Annotated in this window: 22 protein-coding genes and 2 pseudogenes; 15 read left to right on the top strand and 9 right to left on the bottom strand. The window is 64.6% G+C overall.

Annotation, left to right across the window (positions count from 1 at the left end):
• Positions 1-34: 34 nt before the first annotated feature.
• Complete coding sequence (gene pcaD, locus ACNJX9_RS16080) at positions 35-817, top strand: 3-oxoadipate enol-lactonase (RefSeq protein WP_057748963.1); 783 nt, start codon at positions 35-37, stop codon at positions 815-817.
• Between the two features lie 102 nt (positions 818-919).
• On the top strand, positions 920-1312 hold the full coding sequence (locus tag ACNJX9_RS16075) for a carboxymuconolactone decarboxylase family protein (RefSeq protein ID WP_057748880.1): 393 nt from the start codon (positions 920-922) through the stop codon (positions 1310-1312).
• Here the strand turns inward: ACNJX9_RS16075 and ACNJX9_RS16070 are convergent.
• Both ACNJX9_RS16070 and ACNJX9_RS16065 read right to left on the bottom strand, forming a co-directional pair.
• Complete coding sequence (locus ACNJX9_RS16070; protein WP_057748882.1) at positions 1274-1804, bottom strand: hypothetical protein; 531 nt, start codon at positions 1802-1804, stop codon at positions 1274-1276. The two genes, ACNJX9_RS16075 and ACNJX9_RS16070, sit on opposite strands and share 39 nt — an antisense overlap.
• A 279-nt stretch (positions 1805-2083) precedes the next feature.
• On the bottom strand, positions 2084-2275 hold the full coding sequence (locus tag ACNJX9_RS16065) for a hypothetical protein (protein WP_057748885.1): 192 nt from the start codon (positions 2273-2275) through the stop codon (positions 2084-2086).
• Between the two features lie 281 nt (positions 2276-2556).
• Here ACNJX9_RS16065 and ACNJX9_RS16060 point away from each other — a divergent pair, with 281 nt between their 5' ends.
• The 5 genes and pseudogenes from ACNJX9_RS16060 (at position 2557) to ACNJX9_RS16040 (ending at position 7647) form a co-directional block, all read left to right on the top strand.
• Positions 2557-3474: an ABC transporter permease subunit gene (locus ACNJX9_RS16060; RefSeq protein WP_057748888.1), complete on the top strand. Its 918-nt coding sequence runs from the start codon at positions 2557-2559 to the stop codon at positions 3472-3474.
• 11 nt (positions 3475-3485) lie between these two features.
• Positions 3486-4811 (top strand): high-affinity branched-chain amino acid ABC transporter permease LivM, encoded by a 1326-nt coding sequence (gene livM / locus ACNJX9_RS16055; RefSeq protein WP_057748891.1) that lies wholly within the window; start codon positions 3486-3488, stop codon positions 4809-4811.
• The gene (locus ACNJX9_RS16050) at positions 4808-5641 is read left to right on the top strand and encodes an ABC transporter ATP-binding protein (RefSeq protein WP_057748894.1); all 834 of its coding nucleotides are present in this window, start codon (positions 4808-4810) and stop codon (positions 5639-5641) included. The genes livM and ACNJX9_RS16050 overlap by 4 nt, the downstream gene beginning before the upstream one ends.
• Positions 5638-6378, top strand: a complete 741-nt coding sequence (locus ACNJX9_RS16045) for an ABC transporter ATP-binding protein (protein ID WP_057748898.1) — start codon at positions 5638-5640, stop codon at positions 6376-6378. The genes ACNJX9_RS16050 and ACNJX9_RS16045 overlap by 4 nt, the downstream gene beginning before the upstream one ends.
• A gap of 151 nt (positions 6379-6529) precedes the next feature.
• Positions 6530-7647: pseudogene (locus ACNJX9_RS16040) on the top strand (branched-chain amino acid ABC transporter substrate-binding protein).
• 75 nt (positions 7648-7722) lie between these two features.
• On the opposite strand, the gene ACNJX9_RS16035 reads toward ACNJX9_RS16040, so the two are convergent.
• Positions 7723-8109: a response regulator gene (locus tag ACNJX9_RS16035; protein ID WP_439409506.1), complete on the bottom strand. Its 387-nt coding sequence runs from the start codon at positions 8107-8109 to the stop codon at positions 7723-7725.
• Positions 8110-8375: 266 nt separating this feature from the next.
• Between ACNJX9_RS16035 and ACNJX9_RS16030 the strand changes: the two genes are divergently transcribed.
• Both ACNJX9_RS16030 and ACNJX9_RS16025 read left to right on the top strand, forming a co-directional pair.
• Positions 8376-11180: a PAS domain S-box protein gene (locus tag ACNJX9_RS16030; protein ID WP_439409505.1), complete on the top strand. Its 2805-nt coding sequence runs from the start codon at positions 8376-8378 to the stop codon at positions 11178-11180.
• A 58-nt stretch (positions 11181-11238) separates the two neighbouring features.
• A complete protein-coding gene (locus ACNJX9_RS16025) occupies positions 11239-12237 on the top strand; it encodes a P1 family peptidase (RefSeq protein ID WP_057748966.1) in 999 nt (332 codons plus the stop codon).
• Positions 12238-12447: 210 nt separating this feature from the next.
• Here the strand turns inward: ACNJX9_RS16025 and ACNJX9_RS16020 are convergent, their stop codons facing one another.
• A complete protein-coding gene (locus ACNJX9_RS16020) occupies positions 12448-13218 on the bottom strand; it encodes an EF-hand domain-containing protein (RefSeq protein ID WP_439409504.1) in 771 nt (256 codons plus the stop codon).
• A gap of 254 nt (positions 13219-13472) precedes the next feature.
• Here ACNJX9_RS16020 and rpe point away from each other — a divergent pair, with 254 nt between their 5' ends.
• The 4 genes from rpe (at position 13473) to ACNJX9_RS16000 (ending at position 14861) form a co-directional block, all read left to right on the top strand.
• Complete coding sequence (gene rpe, locus ACNJX9_RS16015) at positions 13473-14174, top strand: ribulose-phosphate 3-epimerase (RefSeq protein ID WP_439409503.1); 702 nt, start codon at positions 13473-13475, stop codon at positions 14172-14174.
• Between the two features lie 148 nt (positions 14175-14322).
• Complete coding sequence (locus ACNJX9_RS16010) at positions 14323-14463, top strand: hypothetical protein (RefSeq protein ID WP_167353985.1); 141 nt, start codon at positions 14323-14325, stop codon at positions 14461-14463.
• Positions 14464-14467: 4 nt separating this feature from the next.
• The gene (locus ACNJX9_RS16005) at positions 14468-14647 is read left to right on the top strand and encodes a hypothetical protein (RefSeq protein ID WP_057748912.1); all 180 of its coding nucleotides are present in this window, start codon (positions 14468-14470) and stop codon (positions 14645-14647) included.
• Between the two features lie 22 nt (positions 14648-14669).
• Complete coding sequence (locus tag ACNJX9_RS16000; RefSeq protein ID WP_057748915.1) at positions 14670-14861, top strand: hypothetical protein; 192 nt, start codon at positions 14670-14672, stop codon at positions 14859-14861.
• 7 nt (positions 14862-14868) lie between these two features.
• Here ACNJX9_RS16000 and ACNJX9_RS15995 read toward each other — a convergent pair whose 3' ends face one another.
• From ACNJX9_RS15995 to ACNJX9_RS15975, 5 genes are all read right to left on the bottom strand, one after another.
• Entirely contained in the window at positions 14869-16302 is a 1434-nt protein-coding gene (locus ACNJX9_RS15995; RefSeq protein ID WP_057748919.1) for a serine/threonine protein kinase, read from the bottom strand.
• Positions 16303-16308: 6 nt separating this feature from the next.
• Positions 16309-17049, bottom strand: a complete 741-nt coding sequence (locus ACNJX9_RS15990) for a metallophosphoesterase family protein (protein ID WP_057748922.1) — start codon at positions 17047-17049, stop codon at positions 16309-16311.
• Positions 17050-17166: 117 nt separating this feature from the next.
• Positions 17167-17772 (bottom strand): hypothetical protein, encoded by a 606-nt coding sequence (locus tag ACNJX9_RS15985; RefSeq protein WP_439409502.1) that lies wholly within the window; start codon positions 17770-17772, stop codon positions 17167-17169.
• Positions 17765-18436, bottom strand: a complete 672-nt coding sequence (locus ACNJX9_RS15980) for a hypothetical protein (RefSeq protein WP_439409501.1) — start codon at positions 18434-18436, stop codon at positions 17765-17767. The genes ACNJX9_RS15985 and ACNJX9_RS15980 overlap by 8 nt, the downstream gene beginning before the upstream one ends.
• Complete coding sequence (locus tag ACNJX9_RS15975) at positions 18426-19199, bottom strand: MotA/TolQ/ExbB proton channel family protein (protein WP_439409500.1); 774 nt, start codon at positions 19197-19199, stop codon at positions 18426-18428. The genes ACNJX9_RS15980 and ACNJX9_RS15975 overlap by 11 nt, the downstream gene beginning before the upstream one ends.
• A 216-nt stretch (positions 19200-19415) precedes the next feature.
• Here ACNJX9_RS15975 and ACNJX9_RS15970 point away from each other — a divergent pair.
• A pseudogene (locus ACNJX9_RS15970) lies at positions 19416-19520 on the top strand (DNA-binding response regulator); the annotation flags it as partial.
• 108 nt (positions 19521-19628) lie between these two features.
• Positions 19629-19925, top strand: a complete 297-nt coding sequence (locus tag ACNJX9_RS15965; protein ID WP_057748930.1) for a hypothetical protein — start codon at positions 19629-19631, stop codon at positions 19923-19925.
• Positions 19926-19959: the final 34 nt, after the last annotated feature.

The following is a 19959-nucleotide window of genomic DNA, read 5'->3' as shown; positions in this document are numbered from 1 at the left end:
GCGGCTCAAGCCCGCGCATGACAAGGAACATGCAATGCCGATGATCGATGCCGACGGTTGCCTGATCAACGTCTCTGTCGAGGGCCGTGACGGCGGGCCGACCCTGATGCTCTCCAACTCGCTCGGCTGCACGCTGCAGATGTGGGAGCCGCAGATGAAGGCGCTGACGCAGGTGTTCCGCGTCATCCGCTACGACCGCCGCGGTCATGGCAAGTCCAACGTCCCGCCCGCCCCCTATACGATGGAGCGCTTCGGCCGCGACGTGCTCGCGATCCTCGACGACCTCAACATCGAGAAGGTACATTGGTGCGGCCTGTCGATGGGCGGCATGGTCGGGCAATGGCTCGGCGCCAACGCGCCGGAAAGATTCGGCAAGATCATCCTCGCCAACACCTCCTGCTACTATGCCGAGCCGACCAGATGGCTGGAGCGCATCGACGCCGTGAAGAAGGGCGGCATCGCGGCGGTCGCCGATGGCGTGATCGCGGGCTGGCTGACGCAGGATTTCCGCGAGCGCGAGCCCGAGATCACCGCCAGGATGAAGGCGATGCTGCTTGCGACCCCCGTCGAAGGGTATCTGGCCTGCTGCGAGGCGCTGTCGACGCTCGACCAGCGCGCGCTGCTGCCCAAGATCAAGAGCCCGACGCTGGTGATCGCCGGCCGCCACGATCAGGCCACTCCGATCTCCGCGGGCGAGCTGATCCGCTCGAGTATTCCAGGCGCCAGCATGACCATCATCGACGCCGCCCACATTTCCAATGTCGAGCAGCCGCACGCGTTCACCGACGCGGTGGTAGGATTCTTGACGCAGCGTTAGCAACAACCGTCATTGCGAGCGCAGCGAAGCAATCCAGAAATTCCTCCGCGGTGACAGACTGGATTGCTTCGCTACGCTCACAATGACGGAGAGGAGGACAGCATGGACGACCAGAAGCGCCGCGATGCCGGCATGACCGTACGCCGCAAGGTGCTGGGCAATGCCTGGGTCGACAAATCGATCGCGAACCGCAACGCCTTCAACACCGATTTCCAGGACATGATCACGCGCTATGCCTGGGGCGAGATCTGGACCCGGCCGCATTTCGACGAGCGGACGCGGCGCGTGCTTGTGATCGGCACCATGGTCGCGCTCGGACAATGGGATGAATTCCGCCTGCACGTGCGCGCGGCGCTGGCCGAGGGCGGCTTCACCCCCGACGACATCAAGGAAATCCTGCTGCAGCAGGCGATCTATTGCGGCGTCCCGGCGGCGAACCACGCCGTCAAGGAAGCCTCAGCGATTGTGCAGGAGCTCGGCCTTATCAAAGGCTAGCGCCGCGGTATCCGGAACGGCAACCGTCTTCGGCGCTCCGTCCGGCCGCTCGATCAGCAGCACGATCGCGGCGCCAAGCAGCAGCAGCAGCTCCGTGGCGTGCAACCGAAGGGCGGCCATCTCGCCGACCTTGGAGGCCATGACCATGCTTGCGAACGAGATCAGGCTGCCGATTGCGAGCGCAATGCCGAGCGCCTCGTCGCTGGCCCCGCTCCTGCGGGTGCGCGGAATGACCAGAAGCGCAAGATAGATCGCAAAGAACGCCACCACGGTCAGCCGTCCCAGCGCCAGCAGCCAGGCGGCGCGCACCGTGCTCAGGCCGGACATCTGCAGTTGGTCGCTGAGGAACAGCGCCACCGCGACGCTCGGCCGCTCGTAGAGACCATGCACCGGCGCGACCATGATGTTGAAGGCGACCATCGTCCAGGCCGGGATGAAATAAGCCGCCAGCAGCGCGCCGTTGACCGAGCCGATCCGCCAATTTTTGAACATGCCGCTTCCCGCTTCGTCTACTCGCCTTCGAGGTAAGGCTTTGCCGGGAGCTAACTCGCACCGGACTGCGGCGGCAATTTAAACCCTTTGTTTACCTTAACTGGCCTGTTGACGGGCCGTCGTTCCGGGATGGTGGGTGAGCACCACACCTCAGGTGCGCGATTGCGCACCGGGGAACCTGGAGATCGCGGGCTCGGCTGTTCGAGCGCCCCGGAATGACGCCAGACGAAAAAAAGGCCCCGCCTCTCGGCGGGACCACGTTGCGCTACTCCCTGGGGGTCAATCCAGTCTGTTGTCCTGCTTGCCGCCCTGCTGCTGGCCGGGCTTGTCGCCCTGGCGCATCGGATCGTGCTGCTGCTGCTGTCCGGGTTTCTGGCCGCCGCCCTGCTGCTGCCCTGGTTGCTGGCCCGGGCGCTGCTGGCCGGGGCTTTGGTTCTGCTGGCCCGGATTCTGGTTCTGCTGCTTCGTCATGGGGGAAAGCTCCCTTGTTGGACGTCAGTTGAGAGATAACCGCCGGTGTGGATTTTGGTTGCCTTGCGGAACCGGTTCCTCGCAGGTGCGGAACCGGGAGCCGGCATCCGAAGCCGAAATCAACTCTGTACAAGCCCTTATGCCCGGGCATCCCCAGTTGCAGCCGCCAGTTCCCTCCTGTTACAAAACGGGGAGAAGACGGGGCTGCCGGGGCCCGAGAAGAAACCAAGCAACTCTCTCGAATAGCTCCCTTTCAATGTCAGGTTCGGTAGCGGCAGCCCATGGATTATTTCGCCCAGCAGCTCATCAACGGCCTCGTGCTCGGTTCCATCTACGGTCTGATCGCGATCGGCTACACGATGGTCTACGGCATCGTCGGCATGATCAATTTCGCCCATGGCGACATCTTCATGATCGGCGGCTTCATCGCACTGATCACTTTCCTGCTCCTGGTCTCGCTCGGTCTGACTGCGATCCCGCTGATCCTGCTGCTCGTCCTGCTGGTCGCGATGGCGGTCACCGCACTCTATGGCTGGACGGTCGAGCGCATCGCCTATCGGCCGCTGCGGCACTCCTTCCGGCTCGCACCGATGCTGTCGGCGATCGGCATGTCCTTCGTGCTGACGAACTATTCGCAAGTCGCGCAGGGCGCCCGCGTCAAGCCCGTGCCGCCGATCATCACGGGCGGCTACACGCTGCATGAAGGCGCCGAGGGGTTTGCGGTGCAGCTCTCCAACATGCAGATCATGGTCGTGCTGGTCACCATCGTGCTGCTGGCCATGTTCACCTGGCTGGTCTCGCGGACACGGCTCGGCCGCGACATGCGGGCCTGCGAGCAGGACCAGACCATGGCGGCGCTGCTCGGCGTCGACGTCGATCGAACCATTTCCATGACTTTCGTGATCGGCGCGGCGCTCGCCTCGGTCGCGGGTATGATGTACCTGCTCTATTACGGCCAGGTCGATTTCAACATGGGCTTCGTCGCGGGCATCAAGGCCTTCACCGCGGCCGTGCTGGGCGGCATCGGCTCGCTGCCCGGCGCGGTGCTGGGCGGGCTCGCGATCGGCCTGATCGAGACCTTCTGGTCGGCCTATTTCTCGGTGGAGTACAAGGACGTCGCCGCCTTCTCGATCCTGATCATCGTCCTGATCTTCATGCCGACCGGCCTGCTTGGCCGGCCCGAAGTCGAAAAAGTCTGACGGGCCCTCGCGTGACAGCTCTTTCAACCGAAACTATGCAGGCCAGCCGCACGGCGGGCATTCCGTTCATTCTGAAAAAAGCTTTCCTCAGCGCATGCGTTGCGCTGGTGCTGTTCTCGCTGATGATCGGCATCCGCACTGAGGCCGGCCCCGACGGGCAGCTGACCTGGTGGACGCGTTTCGGCGATCTCGCCTCCATCGTCGGCCTCGTGTTCGGCGGCTCCATCATCATTGAGCTGCTGCGGCAATGGCTCGGACCGATCGGCGCGGAAAAGCTCGTGCCAGCGCCGGTCCAGCGCGGCCTGTCACTGGCGGGCCGCTTCCTGGGTCCGGCTCTGCTCGTCTTCACCCTGCTCGTGCCCGTCATCTTCTACAATCAGCGCTATATCCTCGACCTCGCCATCCTCGTGCTCACCTATGTGATGCTCGGCTGGGGCCTGAACGTCGTGGTCGGGCTCGCCGGCCTGCTCGACCTCGGCTATGTCGCCTTCTACGCGGTGGGTGCCTATTCCTATGCGCTGCTTGCCACCAATTTCGGCTGGTCGTTCTGGGTCTGCCTGCCGCTCGCCGGCATGCTCGCCGCGATCTGGGGGGTCATGCTCGGCTTTCCGGTGCTGCGGCTGCGCGGCGACTATCTCGCCATCGTGACCCTCGCTTTCGGCGAGATCATCCGGCTCGTCATCCTCAACTGGCAGAGTCTGACCGGCGGACCCAACGGCGTATCCGGCATTCCCCGCCCCACCTTGTTCGGCATTCCGCTCGACAACAGCGATGACGGGCTCGCCGCCAAGCTCGGTATCGACTACTCGCCGACCCATCGCATCGTCTTCCTGTTCTATCTGATCCTGGCGCTCGCGCTGCTCACCAATTGGGTGACGATCCGCCTGCGGCGCCTGCCGATCGGCCGCGCCTGGGAAGCGCTGCGCGAGGACGAGGTCGCCTGCCGTGCGCTCGGCATCAACACCACGACCACCAAGCTCACGGCCTTCGCCACCGGCGCGATGTTCGGCGGCTTTGCCGGTGCGTTCTTCGCAACACGCCAGGGCTTCATCAGCCCGGAATCGTTCACCTTCCAGGAATCGGCGCTGGTGCTCGCCATCGTCGTGCTCGGCGGCATGGGCTCGCAGCTCGGCGTCGCGCTCGCCGCCCTCACCATGATCGGCGGCTTCGAGCTGTTCCGCGGCCTCGAGACCTACCGCATGCTGGTGTTCGGCATGGCGATGGTGCTGATCATGATCTGGCGGCCGCGTGGCATCATCGGCCATCGCGCGCCGACCGTATATCTGACCAAGGCGCAGGCGATCTCCTCCGACCTCGTCAAGGAGGGCCACGGATGAGCGGCGAACCAATTCTCAGTGTCGACGGGCTCACCATGCGCTTCGGGGGCATCGTCGCCGTGCACGACCTGTCGTTTGCAGCCGAACGGAAGCAGATCACCGCGCTGATCGGACCGAACGGCGCGGGCAAGACCACGGTCTTCAACTGCATCACGGGCTTCTACAAGCCGACCGGCGGTACCATTCGTCTCACCCAGGACGACGGCAGGCAGACCGCGCTGGAGCGGCTGAACGATTTCCGCATCGCCAAGCAGGCCAAGGTCGCGCGCACCTTCCAGAACATCCGCCTGTTTCCCGGCATGACGGCACTCGAGAACCTGATGGTGGCGCAGCACAACACCTTGATGCTCGCATCGGGCTTCACGGTTCTCGGCCTGATCGGGGTCCCCACCTATCGCGACGCCGAAAAGCGCGCGATCGCGCTCGCGACCGACTGGCTCAAACGGATCAACCTGCTCGACCGCGCCGACGATGCCGCAGGCAACCTCGCCTATGGCGACCAGCGCCGGCTCGAGATCGCGCGCGCGATGTGCACCGAGCCCGCCCTGCTTTGCCTGGACGAACCCGCCGCCGGCCTCAATGCACGCGAGAGCGCCGCGCTGAGCGAGCTGTTGCAGTCGATCCGCGGCGAGCTCGGCACCTCGATCCTGCTCATCGAGCACGATATGTCGGTGGTGATGGAGATCTCGGACCACATCGTGGTGATGGACCATGGCGTGAAGATCGCGCAAGGAACGCCGCGGGAGGTGCGCGACGACCCGAAGGTGATCGCCGCCTATCTTGGCACCGACGAGGAAGAGGCTGCGGCCGTGATGGAGAGCGGATCGTGACGGCTGCCACCCCCTTGCTCGCGATCCGCGGCTTGCGCGCCGCCTACGGCAAGATCGAGGCTCTCAAGGGCGTCGATGTCGAGATCAATGCCGGCGAGATCGTCGCGCTGATCGGCGCCAACGGCGCCGGCAAGTCGACGCTGATGATGACGATCTTCGGCAAGCCGCGCGCCCGCGCCGGCCAGATCCTGTTCGACGGCAAGGACATCTCCGCTGTCCCCACCCATCAGATCGCGCATTTGCGCATTGCTCAGTCGCCGGAGGGCCGCCGCATCTTCCCGCGCATGAGCGTCGCGGAAAACCTGCAGATGGGCGCCGACGTCACCGACAGCACGGAGGCGGAGCGAGAAAGCACCCGGGAGCGCGTGTTCGCACTATTCCCCCGGTTGAAGGAACGCGTCATGCAGCGCGGCGGAACCCTGTCGGGCGGCGAGCAGCAGATGCTGGCGATCGGCCGGGCGCTGATGAGCCGCCCGCGCCTGCTGCTGCTCGATGAACCCTCGCTGGGGCTCGCGCCCCTCATCGCGCGGCAGATCTTCGATGCGATCCGCGCCCTGAACCGCCAGGACGGCCTCACCGTCCTCATCGTCGAGCAGAACGCCAACCATGCACTGAAACTCGCCCACCGCGGCTATGTCATGGTCAACGGCCTGATCACCCTGGCCGGAACCGGCGCCGAGTTGCTGCAGCGCCCCGAGATTCGCGCGGCCTACCTGGAAGGCGGCCGGCACGCCTGACGGCCCTGGCGCGCCCGCCGAATACGGCGAGATATCTTTGCAACTGCCCGTATTTTGCCGGTGACTTCTCGAAAAATTCATTGAACAATGGCGCCGGTTTGAACCGGGCTTGCCCGGCAACTCCCACAGACGATCACCCGCGAGGTATCTCATGAAATCACTGAAACTCATCGGTCTGGCATTCGGCGCTTCCGTTGCGCTGTCAACGGCGGCGTTCGCAGACGACCTCACCATTGCAGTCGCGGGCCCGATGACCGGCACCGAATCCGCCTTCGGCCGCCAGATGAAGAACGGCGCCGACCTGGCGGTGGCCGACCTCAATGCCGCCGGCGGCGTTGCCGGCAAGAAGCTGGTCCTCGATGCCGAGGACGATGCCTGCGATCCCAAGCAAGCCCGCTCGGTTGCCGAAAAGATCGCGGGCGCGAAGATCCCGTTCGTCGCCGGCCACTTCTGCTCGTCGTCGTCGATCCCGGCTTCGGAAGCCTATGCCGACGGTAACGTCCTCCAGATCACACCCGCCTCGACCAACCCGCTGTTCACCGAGCGCAAGCTCTGGAACGTGGCGCGCGTCTGCGGCCGAGACGATCAACAGGGCCTGATCGCCGCGCAGTACATCGCGAAGAACTTCAAGGGCAAGAACGTCGCGATTCTCAACGACAAGACCACCTACGGCAAGGGTCTGGCGGATGAGACCAAGAAGGCGCTCAACAAAGCCGGCATTACCGAGAAGCTCAATGAGTCCTACAACAAGGGCGACAAGGACTTCAACGCGATCGTCTCGCGCCTGAAGAAGGAGAACATCGACCTCGTCTATGTCGGCGGCTATCATCAGGAGGCAGGCCTGATCCTGCGCCAGATGCGCGACCAGGGCATGAAGACGATCCTGATGTCGGGCGACGCGCTGGCCGACAAGGAATACGCCTCGATCACGGGCCCGGCCGGCGAAGGCACGCTGTTCACCTTCGGTCCCGATCCGCGCAACAAGCCGAGCGCGAAGAAGATCGTCGAGGCCTTCAAGGCCAAGGGCATCGATCCGGAAGGTTACACGCTCTACACTATGCCGCGATGCAGGTCTGGTCGCAGGCGGTCAAGAAGGCCGGCACCACCGATGCCAAGAAGGTCATGGAGACCATCAAGGCCGGCAAGTGGGACACGGTGCTTGGGCCGCTCGAATATGACGCCAAGGGCGACATCAAGCAGATCGACTATGTCGTCTACAAGTGGGACGCCAAGGGCGGCTACGCCGAGCTCAACGCCAACGGCACGTAAGACAGGGCGCCTGGACTTTTAACAGCTTGACGTCAACGCCCCGGTTCGCCGGGGCGTTTTGTTTTCGCAAGCCGGTCAAACGGCAGCAGACAATTCGCCGCCAGCCGCTGTCTGCGCCTTCCGGAGCGCTTGCAGCAGACCGTTCGGCCGAAACGGCTTTTGCACGCAGATCACGCCGGCGAGACCCGGCGCCTCACTGATGAAATCCAGTGTCGTCATCCCCGATACCGCCACAATCGGAAATCCGGGAACACGCTCGCGAATGGCGGCCATGACCTCGATACCGCTGATGTCGGTCAGGAAGATGTCGACAATGGCCGCGTCGAAAGCCTCTTCGCCAAAGGTCTTGAGGCCAGCCACACCGCTCTCGGCTTCAACCACGTCAAATTGGTTGACCCGAAGGACGATCGAGACCATGGCGCGGACGTCCTTCTGGTCATCCACAACAAGGACACGGGGCATGGGAACAACTCCCGGATTCGCATCATTAATTGGTTCAATTCAAACGGCGACGCACGGCAAGGCAGTATGACCCCGTCCAGTAAAGCCAACCTTACCGATTTCCTATTCCGATTCCCCGTCCGAGTTAAGTAAGCTGTAACCCTCGGTTGAGTCGTGGGCATATCCCCTCGGGACACGCGTCCAGAGCGGGTTACCATGGAGGCCAGGGCCGAGACGCCAGGGCCAGTACCCGAGGCGGCCGGCCGATCAAGTCACGTGGACTACCCATGCTGTCCCTACGAGAGGTCAACGTGCACGCCAGAAACGACCGAAGCACATTCCTTTCGACCTTGCCGGCCATGCAGAGCGATCGCACCGCAGCGTTGGCGATCGTCGGGATCTCCGCGATCCTGTTCGCGCTGGCTGTCCCCTTCGCGGGGACTCCCCTGGTCCAGATGCCGGCCTTCGTGGCCAGCTACCAGTCGGCGCTGGCCGTCAGCGATATCATTACCGCTGTTCTGCTGCTGTCGCAATTCTCGGTCCTGCGCAGCCGCGCGTTGCTGCTGCTGTCGACAGGGTATCTGTTCACCGCAGCGGCGGCGGTGACACACGCCCTCACCTTCCCCGGACTGTTCGCGCCGACGGGATTGCTGGGCGCCGGCACCCAGACCACGGTCTGGCTCTACATGATCTGGCACAGTGGATTCCCGTTGTTCGTGCTGGCCTATGGCTGGTTGAAGGACGGCAACGGCGGCAACAAGATCGAGGGACCGACGCAGCGGTCGATCGTGGTCGCCGTGCTCGGCGTCATTGTCGCGATGATCGTCATCGGTTGGATCGTCACGGCGCGGCACGATTTGCTGCCGGTCCTGCTGAGGGACGGCCGCTACACCACCGCCATGATCGGCGTGGTGTCTTTTGTCTGGTCCTTGAGCTTCGCGGCGCTGATCACGCTCTGGCTCCGCAGGCCGCATACGGTGATCGACATCTGGCTGATGGTCACGATGTGCGCCTGGCTGTTCGACATCGCGCTGTCGGCGATCGTCAATGTCGCCCGCTACGACCTCGGCTTCTACGCCGGCCGCATCTACGGCCTATTCGCCGCGAGCTTCGTGCTCGCCGTGCTCCTGATCGAGAACGTCCGCCTGCAGGCGAGCACGATGGGCCTTGTCGGCCGGCTGCGCGAGCAATCGGCCTTCGAGCGCGACTATTACGGCAAGCGTCTCGCGCTCTATGGCGCCGTGGTCGAATCCTCCAACGATGCCATCATCACCGAATCGCTCGACGGCCGCATCACGGGCTGGAACAGAGCTGCCGAGCGTCTGTTCGGCTATTCAGCCAATGAAGCCATCGGCCGATCGATTGATCTCGTGGTGCCGGAGGACCGTAGGGCCGAAGCCAGGGGTCTTCTCAACCGCATCAGCAGCAACGAGTCGATCGCCCAGCACGAGACCGTTCGCATCCACAAGGACGGCCGGCAGATCGACGTCGTCCTGAACGTCTCGCCGCTGCGATCCGACAATGGCGAGATCATCGGCGCCTCCAAGATTGCCCACGACATCACTGAGGAGAAGCAGGCGCGGGAGAAGCTGCGCCGCGAGATCGAGGAGCGCGAGCGCATCTTCGAGACCTCGCAGGACCTGATCCTGGTCACCGACGGGTACGGTAATTTCATCCAGGTCAGCCCGAGCGTGAAGGACATTCTCGGCTTCAACCCGGAGGACATGATCGGGCACAGCGCGATCGAATTCATCCATCCCGACGATCTGGACAGGACGCGCGAAGAGATGCGCGCTGCGCGGCGCGGTCAGACCAAGCGCAGCTTCGAGGCGCGCTATTACCACTATGACGGGCACGAGGTCTCGCTGAACTGGGTCGGAAACTGGTCGGAGCCCGTCAAGCGCCATTTCTTCATCGGCCGCGACCTCACCGACAAGCAAGCCGCAGAAGCCCAGCTGCGGCAGGTCCAGAAGATGGATTCCATCGGCCAGCTGACCGGCGGCGTCGCCCACGACTTCAACAACGTGCTCACCGTCATCACCGGCACGATCGGCATTTTGTCGGATGCGGTCGCCGACCGGCCCGAGCTTGCCGCCATCACCAAGCTGATCGACGACGCCGCCGAGCGCGGTGCGCAGCTGACCAAGCATCTGCTCGCCTTCGCCCGCAAACAGCCGCTCCAGCCCCGCGAGATCGACGTCAATGCGCTGGTGCTGGAGGCCGCAAAGCTGCTGCATCCGACGCTCGGCGAGCAGATCACGATCATGCCGCAGCTTACCGAAGACGCCTGGCCTACTCTGGTCGATCCAGGCCAGCTTTCGACTGCGATCCTCAATCTCGCCCTGAACGCGCGCGACGCCATGCCCGATGGCGGCACCCTGGTGCTGGAGACCCGCAACATCTTCCTCGACGACGGCTACGCCAGCATGAATCCCGATGTCGTCGCCGGCAATTACGTGATGATCGCGGTCAGCGACACCGGCTCGGGCATTCCGGCCGCGCTGCTCGAGCGGGTGTTCGATCCGTTCTTCACCACCAAGGAGGTCGGCAAGGGCACGGGCCTTGGCCTCAGCATGGTGTTCGGCTTCGTCAAGCAGTCCGGCGGCCACATCAATATCTACAGCGAGGAAGGCCACGGCACGAGCGTGAAGATCTACCTGCCGCGGTCCACCGGCATGCAGGAGACCGAGTACGAACAGCCTCAGAACGTGCCCATCACCGGCGGTAACGAGAAGGTCCTGATCGTCGAGGACGACGCGCTGGTGCGGCAATATGTCGTGACCCAGGTCAAGAGCCTCGGCTATGCCGCGCTCGAGGCCGCCAACGCCGCCGAAGCCCTGGTCATCATCGATGCCGACAAGGACATCGACCTGCTCTTCACCGACATCATCATGCCCGGCAACATGAACGGCCGCCAGCTCGCCGATGAGGCGACACGGCGGCGACCGCAGCTGAAGACGCTGTTCACCTCGGGCTACACGGAAAACGCCATCGTCCATCACGGCCGGCTCGATTCCGGCGTGCTGCTGCTGGCCAAGCCTTACCGCAAGTCGGAGCTCGCCAAGATGCTCAGGACCGCGCTCGCGAGTTGAGCCCGCCGCTCGCGTACGCTATCGCTGGGACCGTGCCAGCTGCATGGGAGTGCCGTCCTTGAAAAACCTGCTCACCGATATTGCCGGCGTCCGCGTCGGTCATGCCGATGACGCAAAACTTGCCTCGGGCGCAACGGCCATCGTGTTCGATCAGCCGGCGGTCGCGGCGATCGACATCCGCGGCGGCGGACCCGGCACGCGCGAGGACGCGCTGCTTGGCCTCGCCAATACCGTCGAGCGCGTCGACGCGATCGCGCTGTCCGGCGGCTCTGCCTTCGGCATCGAGACCGGCGGCGGCATCCAGGCCTGGCTTGCCGAGCAGGGCCGTGGCTTCCGCGTCCGCGAGGCCCTGATCCCGATCGTGCCGGGCGCCATCCTGTTCGATCTGCTCAACGGCGGCGACAAGGCCTGGGGCCGCTTCGCGCCCTATCGCGATCTCGGCTATGCCGCAGCCGCCTCAGCCGGGAGCGAGTTTGCGCTCGGCAGCGTCGGCGCCGGCTTTGGCGCCACCACAGCGACGTTCAAGGGCGGCCTCGGCTCGGCATCCGCCGTCACCAGCAGCGGCGTCAAGGTCGCGGCGCTCATCGCCGTCAACGCCGTCGGCAGCGCCACGGTCGGCGACGGACCCTGGTTCTGGGCGGCGCCGTTCGAGCTTGGCGGCGAGTTCGGTGGCCGCGGATGGCCCGACAAGTTCACCGACGACATGCTCAAGCTGCGCATCAAGGGCGGCCCCGCCGCAACCGAGCGCGAGAACACCACCATCGGCGCCGTCGTCACCGATGCAGTGCTGAGCAAGCCCCAGGCCAAGCGGTTGGCGATGATTGCGCATACCGGCTTTGCGCGTGCGATCTATCCGGTGCATGCTCCGACCGATGGTGACGTGCTGCTCGCCGCCGCAACCTGCGCAAAGCCGATTGATCCGATCGTCGGCCTCACCGAGCTCGGCATGGTCGCCGCCAATGTGGTTGCCCGCGCCATCGCCCGCGGCGTCTACAACGCGACCGCGCTGCCGTTCCCGGGCGCGCAGCCCGCGTGGAAGGATCGGTTCGGAGTGTAACGAGAGCGCCTCTCTCCCCACGTCGGGTGGCATCGCCCGGCGAAGACCGGGCGATGCATTATTCCAAAGACGATTGCGATTGAATGAGAGGCCGCGGCGTACTGGATGCCCCGGCCCCGGCTCCGCTAGGCTACGCCGGGCCTACAAGGAGCTCGGCCGGCGAAGCTTCAGCGAAGACGGCAAGCCGGGGCATGACAGCGGATGCGCCCCTTACACGCTCATGGACATCGACGAAGCCGCGGAACCGGCCGCGGTCTGGGCCTGGCGCTGCATCATCTGGCCGAACCAGTCATAGGGCGAATTGGCGCTGGAGGCGCCCGGCACCACTGTCGTCATCTTGAAACCGTCAGCATAGGTGACGGTTGTGGTGGTCGAGCCGTCGGCGGCGGTCGTGGTGGTCGAGGTCGACCCGCCGCTCGGCGATGACGAGGAATCCGAGCCGTTGCCCGACGCACCGCCCGAGCCGCTCGGCGCGTGCGCATGGTGGTGGCCGCCATGATGGCCGGCGCCCTTCAGCGCCTTGGACATCTCGTCCAGGCTGACGCCGCCGTCCGAATTGGTATCGAGCTTGGAGAACACGTCGTCGGCCTGCGCCAGATTGGTGCCGCCGGCGCCGAGCGCGTTCTCGAACTCCGATTGGGTGATCTTGCCGTCGCCATTGGCGTCGATCTGCGAGAACAGGTCCTTCAGCGCTGCGTCGCGGCTGGTCGAAGTCGCGTTGCCCGTGCTGGCGGACTGGTCCGTCGACTGGCTTTGCGCGGCGAACAGCGCATTCATCGTCTCCGGCGAGATCTGCGGATAATGGCCAGGATTCGCCGACGGAGCTGCATTGCTTGACGTGCTGCTGGTGCTGCTGTCGATCACGAATGGGTTGGCCGCGCCTTGCGACGAGCCAGTCTGCGGCGTCGAGGACGATTTCGAGCTCGTCAGCGATTGAATGGCATCAAGCGCAGTCGAGACGGCACCAAGCGCAAACAACATTGCACAACTCCAAACCATGCGGCATGCCGCGGCCAATGTTCTGGCCGTGAGGTCAGCAAGCGACGTGCCAGCGCGAAAAGCTCAATGAAATCCATATCCGCCGGGCTTTGCGGGGTGCGGGAACATCGGCAATTCATGCCCGCTGGCGGCAGAAATTTCCGCCCACAGGAAGCTCAACCTCCCTGCATTGCCCGGCCGGGAGGCCCATGTTAGGCGAGGCCAACACCCCCCATGCCGCCCCGGGAAACAGCGCCATGATTCAAGCCTTCGCCCCCCGCCCCCTGGCCATCGCGCCCTCGATCCTGGCCTCGGATTTCTCGAAGCTCGGCGAGGAGGTCCGCGCGGTGGATGCTGCCGGCGCCGACTGGATCCATCTCGACGTGATGGACGGGCACTTCGTGCCCAACATCTCCTACGGCCCTGACATCATCAAGGCGATGCGCCCGCACACCAGGAAGGTGTTCGATGCGCATCTGATGATCTCGCCCTGCGATCCCTATCTGGAGGCCTTCGCCAAGGCCGGCTGTGACCACATCACCGTGCATGCCGAGGCAGGTCCGCATTTGCACCGCTCGCTCCAGGCCATTCGGGCGCTCGGCAAGAAGGCGGGCGTCTCGCTCAATCCGGGCACGCCGATCAGCGTGCTCGAATACGTGCTCGACCTGGTCGATCTCGTGCTGGTGATGTCGGTCAATCCCGGCTTCGGCGGCCAGGCCTTCATCCCCTCCGCCATCGGCAAGATCCGCGACATTCGTGCGATGACGGCGGGGCGTCCGATCGATATCGAGGTCGATGGCGGTGTCGGCCCCGATGTCGCCGGCGCGCTTGCGGCCGCCGGCGCCAACGCCTTCGTCGCCGGCACGTCCGTGTTCAAGGGCGGCACGCAGGATGCGTACAAGAACAATATTGCAGCGATCCGCAACGCGGCGCTCGCGGCGCGCGGCGAGGCGATCTGACCGGCGCTACGCCCGCAAAACTGCGGCCTTTACGGGCATTGCGACGCGCAATGACTAAAATTGCAACCTAAATCCGTACTCCTCCGGACTTCCCTGATTCGTGCAAATCATCGCTAGTGATTCCTGCCTGATTTGACAGGAGCACATCATGACGACGACCCTGGTTTGGACTGGCGTGGCGTTGTGGATCGGTTTTTGTGCGTTCGTTGTGTTCGGCCCATCGGCCGGACCGGTGCAGGTCCCGGCGCGTTCGACCCGCGTCATCGGTCGCCGCCGCTATCCGGGCTGACGCCATGCAGATCGCCCTCGTGAAGCGTCAGCCGAAACGCAGGTGCCGCATCCCGCGCCGCCCGCATCCGAACCTCGACTATTTCTTCGGTCGGCTCGAACGCACCGAAGGCAAGATGCGCGACGATCCGGGCGCCGAGACTGTAGACCTGGACCACTCGTTCCGGTCACCGCGCCGGCATTGAAATCCTTTTCCGGACTCAACCAATGAAACCGCACTGCCCGAACTGCCTGAAGGAAATGACCAAGGCGTCCGCGTCGCGTAACCTCTTCAACTGCGAGCCCTGCCGCGAGATCATTCAGTACTTCGGCGGCAGCGCGGATCACGGCGAGGCCGGCCCGCACTTCACCTGGCCGATCCGTCGCAAGCGTTCGATGCACACCGCGCACGCGGCGTGAATCTTTCCTAGCCCCACACCACGCCGGCGTCCGGTTTGGCAACAGCCATGCGCGGCGGCCGCACCACGGTAACGGTGCAGGTCGCCTCCGCCGCCACCTTGGCCGAGACGCTGCCAAGCAGCGTGCGCCTGAACGAGCTCTGCCGCGCGCCGATGACGACATGGTCGACCTGGTTGACCTCGGCGAATTCCAGCAGCGCCGTGGCGGGATCGACCGCCTCCAGCACGTGAACCGACAGCCGGCTTTCATCCAGCTTCAGCGGCGTCGCCCAATGCCGGAGCGCGACCAGGCGGTCGATATGCTTGTTGGAGCCCAGCTCGTCCAGCGTCTTGTCGATGGCGATGCGGTTGAGCTTCAGCACATTGACGCAGGCAAGCCGAGCTGACGGCAGCGTCGCGAGAATGCGCTCCGTGGTCACACGCAGCGCCTCGTTCAGCTCCGGCTCACCTTCCACCGTGTCAAGCGCGACCGCGAGGATCGGGCTCGAGGCAATCTGCTCGGCAACATCCGCCTTCGCCCGCGGCTGCATGGCGTCCTGGTTGAACCGGCGCCGCCAGGCCACGCTCAAGGGATCGCGCTTGATCCGCTCCGACCGCGCAGTCAGCCTGACCTGGTTCGGATGGGCGAGATCGAAAGCGAGCTGGGTCGCGGTCGGGTAGCGCCGGACCGGCTCGATCTCGAGACACCGCAGCACCACTTCCTGGAGCCAGGGCGGATAGTCGGCGCGCAAGCTTCGCGGCGGATGCGGATCGCGCCACAGCCTCCGCCGCATCGCGCGCAGTGTCTCGCCCTCCCCGAACGGGCGTTCGCCGGTCGTGAAGAAGTACAGCAGCACACCGAGCGAAAACAGGTCGCTGCGCGGATCGTCGCGCACACCCAGCAGCCGTTCCGGCGCCATGTAGGGCGCTGTGCCGTAAGGCAGACGAAACTCCGCCTGCAGCAGGTCGGGCAGATGATCGTGGTGCGACAGGCCGTAGTCGATCAGCACGGCCTCGCCGCTCTCGCGGAACATGACGCTGCTTGGCTTGATGTCGTGATGGATCACGCTCTGCCGATGCAGATCGGCGAGCGCAGCCGCGATCTTGGCAACCAGCAGCCGCGCCTCCTCGTAAGGTAGCGGCAGATCGGGCAGCCGCTTGTAGAGCGTTGTGCCCGGAATGCGCTCGATCACGGCATAGGCCTGGCGGGCAAAATCGCCGGTGCCATAGCAGTGCGGCACGTGCGGGCCGGCCAGCCGCGGCAGGATCATCATCTCCATCTCGAACGAAACGATCGCCGCGGGGTCCTCGCCTTCCGACGCCCGCGGGACCTTCATCAGCAGCGGCACCTCGATGCCGGGACGGGTGACGGTCCACAGCGTCGCCATGCCGCCGGCATGGACGCATTCGCCGATCGTGTAGCCGTCGATGACAGCGCCTGATTTGACCAGGGATTTGGGCATCGGCCTCTAGCGCCCCTGCGACAGCCGATCGGCGAGCCAGGGCGGCAGGCCGTTCTCGCGGATCTTGCTTGCCGCGCTCGCGATGTCATAGGGCACACGGCAATAGGTGATCTGGCACGAGACCGTGTCGAACAGCACGAAAGATGCCGACGGATCGCCATCGCGCGGCTGGCCGACCGAGCCGAGCACGGCGAGCCATTGCCGGCCGCGCAGGAGCTGCACCGGCACATCGGTCTTGGGCACGAAGCTCGTCATCTTCGCCGTCACCGACATCGAATAGAGCGCGGGCCGATGAATGTGGCCGCAGAACGTAACGTGAGCCGGCGTTGCGATCAGGCTCCTGGCGGCATCCGCCGTCGAGCGGACATAATGCCAGCGCTTGGGGCTCGAGGCTTCCGAATGCACGAACAGCCGATCGCTGTCGTCCACCAGCATCGGCAGTTCGGCCAGGAACCGCCGCTGTGCCGCATCGAGCCGCCCGCGCGTCCACTCGATCGCGATCTGCGCCTCGTTGTTCATGTTCTCGGTGGTGGTGTTGACGGCTTCGTCATGGTTGCCGCGCACGGCCACGGCACCATGGGCGACCAGATCCATGGCGGTGTCCACGACCCATTCCGGGTCGGCGCCATAGCCGACGAAATCGCCGAGCAGGATGAACCGCTCCGCAGCCCTGGCGCGGGCCACCTTCAGGCACGCCTCGAACGCCTGCCGGTTGCCGTGGATATCCGAGAAGACAGCGAGAAGCACGCACCCTCCACCCTGGTCGTCTTATTGGAAGCCGATAAAGCCAATTTGAGGGAGGTCAACAAGATGCGCCAGCGCAAGGCGGTTGACCAGCTCCACGCGGCCGCAATGGTGAAGAGCCTATTGCTCGTCCTTGGGCGGCATCCGAGGTGGCGGCAACGGCGTGAAGACGGCGCCTTGCGCGCCCGATGGCGGGGCATTGAACTCCCCGGTCGAGGAATCGCCGCCGTTGGTCTCGAGGATGGCCTTGGGCGTCACATACTCCCTGACCATGTCGACCAAGCTGCCCTCGCCGCCGCCAAAGTCCGCCGCACGCCCGCCTTGCGGATGGCCCGCCGCGATCTCGTTCTCCGCCGCATGGGTCTTGTCGGCCAGGGTTTCGTTGTAGGGGACGCGGAAGGCCCGTGGAATGCCGCTCGGACGATGATCCGCATCGAGTTCCTCCACCCAAAGATAGATCGAACCGGGATCGCCCTCCAGCGAATGCGGCTCGACGATCCGCGCCGCCAGCAGCTTGAAGGACGCAGGGAGCCTGTCCGTGCTGGCCCAGCCGAGCAACCCGCGCATGTCCGTGAAGCTGACGACGTAGAAGGCGCTGGTCACGACGACGGCGACCGCCTTCAGCGACCAGTGCAGCCGTGCATAGACCAGCACGACCAGCAGCAGCGCGCCGATCACGGCATAGGCGACCGACAGCGAGAGGATGACCGTCTGCTGATTACTCACGGCGCACCCTTACCCGCGTGTTCGGGTCGATATCGGCGCCATTGCGCCAGGTGCTGCGGAAGGTCTCCATCAGCGATTTCGGCCGCTGGCTCACATCGATAACCTTGCCCTCGGCATCGAGCCGGAACCGCACCGCGGTCTTCTCGTCACCGGTGTGGTCGAGCGTGAACTTGTTGTCGAAGACCACCTGCGCGGTCGGATTGAGCTTCTGCACCTTCACATTGGCCGTCACGGGCTCGCCGGTCGTGGCCACGAAGTGCGAGACGTTGACGGTGTATTCGCCGGGGACGATTCCGCGCAGCGTGACGATCTCCTCACGGATGGGGGAAGCGATCTTCCTACCATTGACCATGATGAAGTCGTTGGCCCCGCCCCGGTCGTCGCGGTCGAGCGTGAGGAAGCCGGCCTCCCGGTGGCGATACCAGGCGATGTTGCCGGCGGGATCCTGCACGAACAGGTCGAGATCGTCAGGATGATTGTCCGGCCAATCCAGCGTGATCATGAACTCGGCCTTGGAGTCGATCTTGCCGTCCTTGGCATCGGGAGAGACCGCAAGCAGCGCGAGGAAGAACAGGAAGGCGACCACCTGAAGCGCCTTGAACAGCATCACGCCCAGGGGATCGAACGGTTCCTCGCGCGGATAGAGGCCGAAATCATCCATCATGCGTTCCAGCACCTTTACGCTCGAGAACCGGCGTCACATAGGTCTCGGTCAGCACCACCGCATCCGAGAACACCCGCTGGGTCGCGGCATCGAGCATGTAGTACTGGATCCGGACCAGGATGGAGCCGACGAGGCCCGCGAGCGTCGTGTACATCGCGACCGCCATGCCGTCGCTCATCAGTCCCATCGAGGAGCGCATCGCGACCTTGTCGGCGGCGTCCAGTCCCGCGATCGGCGCCAGCATGATGATGAAGCCGATGATGGTGCCGAGCAGGCCGAGCTTCATCAGCGTGTCGGAGACGAACGCACCGAACCCGTTGGAGCCGCGCAGGCGGTCCGCGAGCGTCCGCAGCAGCAGCGTCTGGTCGACCGGACGGTAATCCTGCGCCGCCGCTTTCGTCACCAGGCTTTCGATGTGATCGCGCACCAGCCCGCGCGGCAGCGCGGTGGCGCGCGCATCGAGCACCTTGCTGCCCTCGGGCGCCGCCAGCACCGCGCGGCAGCGCCGGGCCGCCGCACCTTCACGGGCAATCGCTCGCGTGCGCAGGAAGCAGTGACCGCAGGTGACGAGATAGAGCGCCGCGATCACGCTCGAAATGTAGGTCCGGTCTGATGTGAGCATCAGATGGATCAGGCCGAAACGCCACAGCAGCACCACGGCGAAGATCGACAGTCCCGTGAAGATCATCCAGAACAGCAGAGCGCTGCGCTCGGATGGGTCGGCAGTCGAGCCCGCGATCGGTCCAATCGTCATCGAACTCATGCTGCACCGCTCCTCACCTTGCAGGGATTGGCCTGCGACGTTTCCACCCCGATCAGATCAAAGCCGCCGCTGCAGGTCCAAAGAGCGATGCCCAATCGGGCTTAGGAAATTTGCCCGAGCTGCAATCGCGCCCAATCCCTGCAATTGGCAAGGCGCGGCGGCGTTGTTAGGCTGAGCTTATCAAACTTTGGGGTGATCGCATGCGCCCCGTGCTTCAGAACTGTCCAGAACTACCACTATCTGATCAAGACCAAGACCGGCGCGCGCACGGACGCGCAGCTGGTGCCGCTTGCCGCGGCTTGCGAGTTGACGCGGATTTAGCAGCGGCCCTGCCGCAATGCCTCGAATGAGATGAAATTTCTCATTCTGCCAAGCGGATAGGAACGGAGGCTATTGTGTTCCAGTTAGCAGGGTGAAGGAGTAGAAGTCATGAGTAAGGGTCATCACAAGGCAGTCGCCCATCCCCCCGTCATCACGGTGGGCGATCTCATCGACGAACTCTGCCGCCTCCCCGATACCGCCGTGGTCCACTTCCGCTGTCCTGCCCTCGATCAGGAACTGACATTCGAGCGCCTTCGAAAGCGATCGAAGGACGACGTCGAAATCGCGATCAGCGCCTATCCGGAGAGTCCACCGGTCGTCCCATCGTCCGACGGCGCTTTCCGCGCACGTACGTCCACGCCATCGGTCCGCAATGGCGTCATTCTCAACAAGGTTAGAAGTTGATTGGCCGGCGCGTGTATCGAACGGCCACCGCGGT

The sequence above is a fragment of the Bradyrhizobium sp. BLXBL-03 genome (assembly GCF_051853015.1).
Classification (GTDB): Bacteria; Pseudomonadota; Alphaproteobacteria; order Rhizobiales; family Xanthobacteraceae; genus Bradyrhizobium; species Bradyrhizobium manausense.
Note: the sequence above shows the minus strand (reverse complement) of the source record. Positions and strands in the feature narration are given on the sequence as shown.

Excerpts from the sequence above, each read along its gene's own strand:
- pcaD (WP_057748963.1), top strand. The coding sequence starts at position 35 with ATGCCGATGATCGATGCCGACGGTTGCCTGATCAACGTCTCTGTCGAG.
- ACNJX9_RS16075 (WP_057748880.1), top strand. The coding sequence starts at position 920 with ATGGACGACCAGAAGCGCCGCGATGCCGGCATGACCGTACGCCGCAAG.
- ACNJX9_RS16070 (WP_057748882.1), bottom strand. The coding sequence starts at position 1,804 with ATGTTCAAAAATTGGCGGATCGGCTCGGTCAACGGCGCGCTGCTGGCG.
- ACNJX9_RS16065 (WP_057748885.1), bottom strand. The coding sequence starts at position 2,275 with ATGACGAAGCAGCAGAACCAGAATCCGGGCCAGCAGAACCAAAGCCCC.
- ACNJX9_RS16060 (WP_057748888.1), top strand. The coding sequence starts at position 2,557 with ATGGATTATTTCGCCCAGCAGCTCATCAACGGCCTCGTGCTCGGTTCC.
- ACNJX9_RS16050 (WP_057748894.1), top strand. The coding sequence starts at position 4,808 with ATGAGCGGCGAACCAATTCTCAGTGTCGACGGGCTCACCATGCGCTTC.
- ACNJX9_RS16035 (WP_439409506.1), bottom strand. The coding sequence starts at position 8,109 with ATGCCCCGTGTCCTTGTTGTGGATGACCAGAAGGACGTCCGCGCCATG.
- ACNJX9_RS16030 (WP_439409505.1), top strand. The coding sequence starts at position 8,376 with ATGCTGTCCCTACGAGAGGTCAACGTGCACGCCAGAAACGACCGAAGC.
- ACNJX9_RS16020 (WP_439409504.1), bottom strand. The coding sequence starts at position 13,218 with ATGTTGTTTGCGCTTGGTGCCGTCTCGACTGCGCTTGATGCCATTCAA.
- rpe (WP_439409503.1), top strand. The coding sequence starts at position 13,473 with ATGATTCAAGCCTTCGCCCCCCGCCCCCTGGCCATCGCGCCCTCGATC.
- ACNJX9_RS16010 (WP_167353985.1), top strand. The coding sequence starts at position 14,323 with ATGACGACGACCCTGGTTTGGACTGGCGTGGCGTTGTGGATCGGTTTT.
- ACNJX9_RS16005 (WP_057748912.1), top strand. The coding sequence starts at position 14,468 with ATGCAGATCGCCCTCGTGAAGCGTCAGCCGAAACGCAGGTGCCGCATC.
- ACNJX9_RS16000 (WP_057748915.1), top strand. The coding sequence starts at position 14,670 with ATGAAACCGCACTGCCCGAACTGCCTGAAGGAAATGACCAAGGCGTCC.
- ACNJX9_RS15995 (WP_057748919.1), bottom strand. The coding sequence starts at position 16,302 with ATGCCCAAATCCCTGGTCAAATCAGGCGCTGTCATCGACGGCTACACG.
- ACNJX9_RS15980 (WP_439409501.1), bottom strand. The coding sequence starts at position 18,436 with ATGATGGATGATTTCGGCCTCTATCCGCGCGAGGAACCGTTCGATCCC.
- ACNJX9_RS15975 (WP_439409500.1), bottom strand. The coding sequence starts at position 19,199 with ATGAGTTCGATGACGATTGGACCGATCGCGGGCTCGACTGCCGACCCA.
- ACNJX9_RS15965 (WP_057748930.1), top strand. The coding sequence starts at position 19,629 with ATGAGTAAGGGTCATCACAAGGCAGTCGCCCATCCCCCCGTCATCACG.